The sequence below is a fragment of the Pseudonocardia sp. SID8383 genome, assembly GCF_009864975.1.
GTDB lineage: Bacteria > Actinomycetota > Actinomycetes > Mycobacteriales > Pseudonocardiaceae > Pseudonocardia > Pseudonocardia alni.
In genome coordinates, this window is the sequence record NZ_WWFY01000211.1 from 1 (window position 1) to 6,436 (window position 6,436).

Consider the following 6,436-nt stretch of genomic DNA (forward strand, 5'->3'; position numbering starts at 1 on the left):
AGCAGCCGTCCGCGGTCGGTCAGCACCGCACGGCCCGCGGCGTGCGCCGCCGGGTCCAGCAGCCCCTCGGCGACGGCGCGGGCGGCGGCCCCGCGACCGCCGTCGTGCAGCAGGGTCAGGGCCATGCCCTCGGCGAGGCGCAGCCGCAGCATGACCCGCTCGGTGTGCCGCTCATCCGCGGTGAGCTCCTCGCGACCGCCCTCGGGGGTCTCCCCCGCGGCGAGCGCGCCCGCCCAGCGCGCCGGGTGCTTGACGTTCCACCAGCGTGTCCCGGCCAGGTGGGAGTGGGCGCCGGGGCCGATCCCCCACCAGTCGCCGTCGCGCCAGTAGCCCAGGTTGTGCCGGCACTCGGCGCCGGGCAGCGACCAGTTCGACACCTCGTACCAGGACAGCCCGGCGTCGCGCAGCCGCGCGTCGAGCAGCTCGTAGCGGGTGGCGGCGACGTCGTCGTCGGGGGCGGGCAGCTCCCCGCGGCGGACCCGGCGGGCCAGGGCGGTGCCGTCCTCGACGATCAGCGCGTAGGCCGAGACGTGGTCCACCCCCGCGTCGAGGACGGCGTCGGCGGAGGCGCGCAGGTCGTCGTCGGTCTCGCCGGGGGTGGCGTAGATCAGGTCCAGGTTGACGTGACCGAACCCGGCGGCCCGGGCCTCCCGAGCGGCGGCGACGGCGCGCCCCGGGGTGTGCGTGCGGTCCAGTACGGCGAGCACGTGCGGGGCGGCGGACTGCATGCCCAGCGAGATGCGGGTGAACCCGCCGGCCCGGAGCCGGTCGAAGAACTCCGGTGAGACCGACTCGGGGTTGGACTCGGTGGTGACCTCGGCGTCGTCGGCGAACGGGAGGTGCTCGCGGGCCGCGTCGAGCACCGCGACGAGCCGGTCGGCGCCGATCAGCGACGGGGTGCCGCCGCCGACGAACACCGTCTCCACGGTGCGGTCCCCCACCGTGCGGGCGGCGAGCGCGATCTCGGCGCGGGCGGCGGCGAGCCAGCCGTCCGGGGACGCGGCGTCGCCCGCGAGCTCGGAGGCGGTGTAGGTGTTGAAGTCGCAGTAGCCGCAGCGGGTCGCGCAGAACGGCACGTGGACGTAGAGCCCGAAGGCCGGCGGCACGGAGGTCACGTCCGGCGAGTGTGCCACCGCCGGGCCGGTCGGTGCCGGGCGCACCTCGGGCCCGGACCGCTCCCCGACAGGTCCGGGGCGCACGGGACGGGCCGGTCGCGACGGGGTGGCATCCGGGGGGCCCGCGGTGGACGACGGGTTCCACCGGGCCCGTGACCCGGGGATTCCGGGTGAACCGGACACCGCGCGGCGAACGTCCGGACCTATCCGCCCCTCCCTCCCAGGATGCGAACATCACTTTGTGGCAGGTCCGGACACCGTGGCACCCTGTGTCCGTGCCCGCACTCCGTCTCCGCCTCGTGGCGCGTCGCCACGTGGATCTGAACCGGACTCGTAGCGCGCTCTGTCGTCGTCGCTGATCCGACGGCCCCTCCCGAACCGCCCCGGGCCGCTCCGTGCCCTGTCCCGGGCCGGGGTGTGCCCGGTTCGCCCGACATCGGAGCACCCACCACATGGCGCCCTCGAAGACCGCACCCCGCCGCCCGAAGGGGCAGGGGCAGTGGAAACTCGGCCACCGCGAACCGCTGAACCCCAACGAGCGCAGCAAGCGCGATGACAATCCGCTGAACGTGCGCGCGCGGATCGAGAACGTCTACGCCCGGCGCGGTTTCGACTCGATCGACCCCGCCGACCTGCGCGGACGGTTCCGCTGGATGGGGCTCTACACCCAGCGCAGGCCCGGGATCGACGGCGGCCGCACCGCGGCGCTGGAGCCCGAGGAGCTCGACGACGAGTACTTCATGATGCGCGTGCGCCTCGACGGCGGGTCGGTGGACGTCGCCCAGCTGCGTGCGCTCGGTGAGGTCTCGCAGCGCTACGGCCGCGACACCGCCGACGTCACCGACCGGGAGAACATCCAGTACCACTGGATCCGCGTCGAGGACGTCCCGGCGATCTGGAAGCTGATCGAGCCGCTGGGCATGCAGACCACCGAGGCCTGCGGTGACTGCCCCCGTGTGGTCATGGGGTCCCCCGTCGCCGGAGTCTCCGCCGACGAGGTGGTCGACCCGACCCCGGCCATCGACGAGATCGTGCGCCGCTTCATCGGCGACCGCGAGCTGTCGAACCTGCCGCGCAAGTTCAAGTCCGCGATCTCCTGGCAGCAGGACGTCGCACACGAGATCAACGACATCTCCTTCGTCGGCGTCGAGCACCCCGAGCACGGCCCCGGCTTCGACCTGTGGGTCGGCGGCGGGCTGTCGACCAACCCGCGGATCGCCGAACGGCTCGGCGCCTGGGTCCCGCTCGCCGAGGTCCCCGACGTGTGGCACGGCGTCGTCCAGGTGTTCCGCGACTACGGCTACCGCCGCCTGCGCCACCGCGCCCGCATCAAGTTCCTCATCGCCGACTGGGGCCCGGAGAAGTTCCGCCAGATCCTGGAGGACGAGTACCTGGGCCGGAAGCTCGTCGACGGCCCCGCCCCGGCGGTCCCCGAGCGGCCCATCGACCACGTCGGCGTCCACAAGCAGAAGGACGGCCGCAACTACGTCGGCGTCGCTCCGCCGTCGGGCCGCGTGTCGGGCACGACGCTGCTCGCCGTCGCCGACGCCGCCGAGCGCGCCGGGTCGGATCGCATCCGGTTCACCCCGTACCAGAAGATCGTCGTGCTGGACGTGGCCGACGACAGGCTCGACGGGCTGATCGAGGACCTGAACCGGCTCGGCCTGCCGGCCCGGCCCTCGACCTGGCGCCGCTCGACGATGGCCTGCACCGGCATCGAGTTCTGCAAGCTCGCGATCGTCGAGACCAAGGAGCGGGCGATCCGGCTGGTGGAGGACCTGGAGAAGCGCCTCGCCGACGTCGTCCCGGACGTGCCGATCTCGCTGCACCTCAACGGCTGCCCGAACGCCTGCGCCCGCACCCAGGTCGCCGACATCGGCCTCAAGGGCCAGATCGTCACCGACGCGGGGGGCAACCAGGTCGAGGGCTTCCAGGTGCACCTGGGCGGCGGGCTGGGGCTGGACTCCGGATTCGGCCGCAAGCTGCGCGGGCTCAAGGTCACCAGCGCCGAGCTGGGCGAGTACGTCGAGCGCGTGGTGCGCCGCTTCGCCGAGCAGCGCGACGGCGACGAGCGGTTCGCCCAGTGGGTCCTGCGGGCCGACGAGGAGGACCTGAAGTGAGCGGGCGCGTCACGCCGTTCCACTGCCCGTACTGCGGCGAGGAGGACCTGCGCCCGGCCGAGCGGTCCGAGAGGGTCCCCGGCGCCGCCTGGTGGTGCGCCGGCTGCCTGCGCACCTTCGTCGTGACCTTCGTGGGGATCGGCGTCCCCGAGACCTCGGGAGCGGAATCATGAGTGTTGCCCTGGAGACCGACCTGCGCGCCACCGCCGAGCGCGGTGCCGCCGAGCTGGGCCCGGACGCGACCGCCGAGCAGCTGCTCGACTGGGCCGCGGAGACCTTCGGCGACCGGCTGATCGTCGCCTCCAACATGCAGGACGCCGTGCTGGTCGACCTGGCCCAGCGGGCCCGGCCGGACATCGACGTGCTGTTCCTGGAGACCGGCTACCACTTCGCGGAGACCATCGGCATCCGCGACGCGGTCGACGCCGTCTACCCGCAGCTGCGCATCGTGGATGCGCAGGCGGACCAGACGGTCGCCGAGCAGGACGCCGAGTACGGCAAGGACCTGTTCGCCCGCGAGCCGGACCGCTGCTGCGCGCTGCGCAAGGTCGTCCCGCTGGAGCGGACGCTGTCCGGCTACGACGCCTGGGTCACCGGTGTCCGCCGCGTCGAGGCCCCGACCCGGGCGAACACGCCGCTGGTCACCTACGACGAGAAATTCGGCCTCGTCAAGATCAATCCGATCGCCGCGTGGTCCGACGACGACATGGACGCCTACATCGCCGAGCACGGGATCCTGGTGAACCCGCTGGTCGACGCCGGCTACCCGAGCATCGGCTGCGCGCCCTGCACCGCGAAGCCGAAGCCCGGCGAGGACCCCCGCTCCGGCCGCTGGGCCGGACGTGCCAAGACCGAGTGCGGGCTGCACGCATGACGACCGTGGAGGAGACCCCCGTGACCGCCGCCGTCACGACCCCGGCGCTGGACGCCCTCGACGCACTGGAGTCCGAGGCGATCCACGTGTTCCGCGAGGTCGCCGGCGAGTTCGACCGCCCGGTGATCCTGTTCTCCGGCGGCAAGGACTCGACGCTGCTGGTGCACCTGGCCATCAAGGCGTTCGCGCCGGCCACGGTGCCCTTCGGCCTGCTGCACGTCGACACCGGGCACAACTACCCGGAGGTCATCGAGTTCCGGGACCGGATCGCCGCGCAGTACGGGCTCCGTCTGGAGGTCGCCCGCGTCGAGGACTACCTCGCCGACGGGCGGCTCGTCGAGCGCGCCGACGGCACCCGCAACCCGCTGCAGACCCAGCCGCTGCTCGACGCGATCGCCGAGCACCGCTTCGACGCCGTGTTCGGCGGCGGCCGCCGCGACGAGGAACGCGCCCGGGCCAAGGAGCGGATCATGAGCCTGCGCGACGCGTTCGGCCGCTGGGACCCGCGCAAGCAGCGCCCGGAGCTGTGGAACCTCTACAACGGACGGCACGCCGCCGGTGAGCACGTCCGCGTCTTCCCCATCTCCAACTGGACCGAGCTCGACGTCTGGCGCTACATCCGGCGCGAGGGAATCGAGCTGCCGTCGATCTACTACGCCCACGAGCGCGAGGTCTTCCAGCGCGACGGCATGTGGCTCGCCGAGGGCCCCTGGGGCGGAGCGCGCGACGGCGAGCAGTTGGAGCGCAGGTCCATCCGCTACCGCACGGTGGGCGACGGCTCGTGCACCGGCGCGGTCGAGTCCACCGCCACCACCCTCGACGAGGTCATCGCCGAGGTCACCGCGTCGCGGCTCACCGAGCGCGGCGCGACCCGGGCCGACGACCGGCTGTCCGAGGCCGCGATGGAGGACCGGAAGAAGGAGGGCTACTTCTGATGACGGGCACTGCCGACACCACCTCCCGGTCCCTGCTGCGCTTCGCCACGGCGGGCTCCGTCGACGACGGCAAGTCCACCCTGGTCGGGCGCCTGCTCTACGACACCAAGTCGGTGCTGGCCGACCAGATCGAGGCCGTCGAGCGCGCCTCGGTCGACAAGGGGATGTCGACGCCGGACCTGTCGCTGCTCGTCGACGGCCTGCGCGCCGAGCGCGAGCAGGGCATCACCATCGACGTCGCCTACCGCTACTTCGGCACGCCGACCCGGGAGTTCGTCCTCGCCGACACCCCGGGCCACGTCCAGTACACCCGCAACACCGTCACCGGCGCGTCCACCGCCGAGCTGGCGGTGCTGCTGGTCGACGCCCGCAACGGCGTGGTCTCCCAGACCCGCCGGCACGCCGCGGTGCTGTCGCTGCTGCGCGTCCCGCGCCTGGTCCTGGCGATCAACAAGATCGACCTGATCGAGTACGACCAGGCGAAGATCGCCGACATCGAGCGCGAGTTCACCGAGCTGACCCGCTCGCTGGGCTTCACCGACGACGCCGTCCAGGTCATCCCGGTGTCCGCGCTGGTCGGGGACAACGTGGCGTTCCGCAGCGACAACACGCCCTGGTACACCGGGCCGACGCTGCTGGAGCACCTGGAGTCGGTCCCGGTCGACGGCCCGGACACCGCGGCCCCGTTCCGGATGCCGGTGCAGTACGTGATCCGCCCCAGGAACGGTGCCGAGTCTCGCTCCGCTGACGCTTCGCTCGGTGACCTGCACGACTACCGCGGCTACGCCGGCCAGGTCGCCTCCGGCACCGTCCGTCCGGGCGACGAGGTCGTCGTCCTGCCCGAGGGGCACCGCACCACCGTCTCCGAGGTCCGGACCGCCGACGGCCCGCTGGCCGCCGCCGGGGCGGGCCTGAGCGTGACGGTGCTGCTCGCCGACGACATCGACGCCCCCCGCGGCGCCCTGCTCGCGGCCGCGTCCGACGTCCCGGAGGTCACCTCCGAGATCGATGCGACGCTGTGCTGGCTGGCCGAGAAGCCGCTGCTCCCGGGCGCGCGGCTGCTGCTCAAGCACGGCACCCGCACCACCCAGGTGATCGTCGGGACGCTGGGGTCGCGGCTGGACACCGAGAGGGTGTCCTACGCCGCCGCCCCGGAGAAGCTGGAGATCAACGACATCGGTCGGGTGTCGCTGCGCGTCGCCGACCCGCTGCCGGTCGACTCCTACGCCCGGGTCCGCACCACCGGCGGGTTCCTGCTGATCGACCCGCCGACGGGCAACACGCTCGCCGCCGGTCTGGTGGGCGACCCGCTCGCGGCGGTGCCGGCCGCCGGCTGACCGCTCCGCGCCGTCCACGGCCCCCGCACCCGCTCCGGGTGCGGGGGCCGTGTCG

General features: G+C 73.2%; 6 protein-coding genes. 5 read left to right on the forward strand and 1 reads right to left on the reverse strand.

Annotated elements, in window-relative coordinates; all coding sequences use genetic code 11:
- Window positions 1-1,115 (reverse strand): radical SAM family heme chaperone HemW (hemW, locus tag GTW08_RS05160; protein ID WP_346009853.1); only part of this gene is annotated, 1,115 nt, incomplete at its 3' end.
- 452 nt (window positions 1,116-1,567) lie between these two features.
- Here hemW and GTW08_RS05165 point away from each other — a divergent pair.
- From GTW08_RS05165 to GTW08_RS05185, 5 genes are read left to right on the forward strand one after another with little or no spacing between them, the layout of a single operon-like run.
- Window positions 1,568-3,235, forward strand: a complete 1,668-nt coding sequence (locus GTW08_RS05165) for a nitrite/sulfite reductase (RefSeq protein WP_073578000.1) — start codon at window positions 1,568-1,570, stop codon at window positions 3,233-3,235.
- Window positions 3,232-3,408, forward strand: coding sequence for an Insertion element protein (locus GTW08_RS05170; RefSeq protein ID WP_073578001.1), 177 nt, complete (start codon window positions 3,232-3,234; stop codon window positions 3,406-3,408). Before GTW08_RS05165 ends, GTW08_RS05170 begins: the two co-directional genes overlap by 4 nt.
- A complete protein-coding gene (locus tag GTW08_RS05175) occupies window positions 3,405-4,109 on the forward strand; it encodes a phosphoadenylyl-sulfate reductase (protein WP_161151486.1) in 705 nt (234 codons plus the stop codon). Before GTW08_RS05170 ends, GTW08_RS05175 begins: the two co-directional genes overlap by 4 nt.
- Complete coding sequence (gene cysD / locus GTW08_RS05180; RefSeq protein WP_073578003.1) at window positions 4,106-5,044, forward strand: sulfate adenylyltransferase subunit CysD; 939 nt, start codon at window positions 4,106-4,108, stop codon at window positions 5,042-5,044. The genes GTW08_RS05175 and cysD overlap by 4 nt, the downstream gene beginning before the upstream one ends.
- Entirely contained in the window at window positions 5,044-6,381 is a 1,338-nt protein-coding gene (locus GTW08_RS05185) for a sulfate adenylyltransferase subunit 1 (protein ID WP_073578004.1), read from the forward strand. The genes cysD and GTW08_RS05185 overlap by 1 nt, the downstream gene beginning before the upstream one ends.
- Window positions 6,382-6,436: the final 55 nt, after the last annotated feature.

Coding starts and splice junctions, on each gene's coding strand:
- GTW08_RS05185 (WP_073578004.1), top strand. CDS start 5,044: ATGACGGGCACTGCCGACACCACCTCCCGGTCCCTGCTGCGCTTCGCC.
- GTW08_RS05175 (WP_161151486.1), top strand. CDS start 3,405: ATGAGTGTTGCCCTGGAGACCGACCTGCGCGCCACCGCCGAGCGCGGT.
- GTW08_RS05165 (WP_073578000.1), top strand. CDS start 1,568: ATGGCGCCCTCGAAGACCGCACCCCGCCGCCCGAAGGGGCAGGGGCAG.
- cysD (WP_073578003.1), top strand. CDS start 4,106: ATGACGACCGTGGAGGAGACCCCCGTGACCGCCGCCGTCACGACCCCG.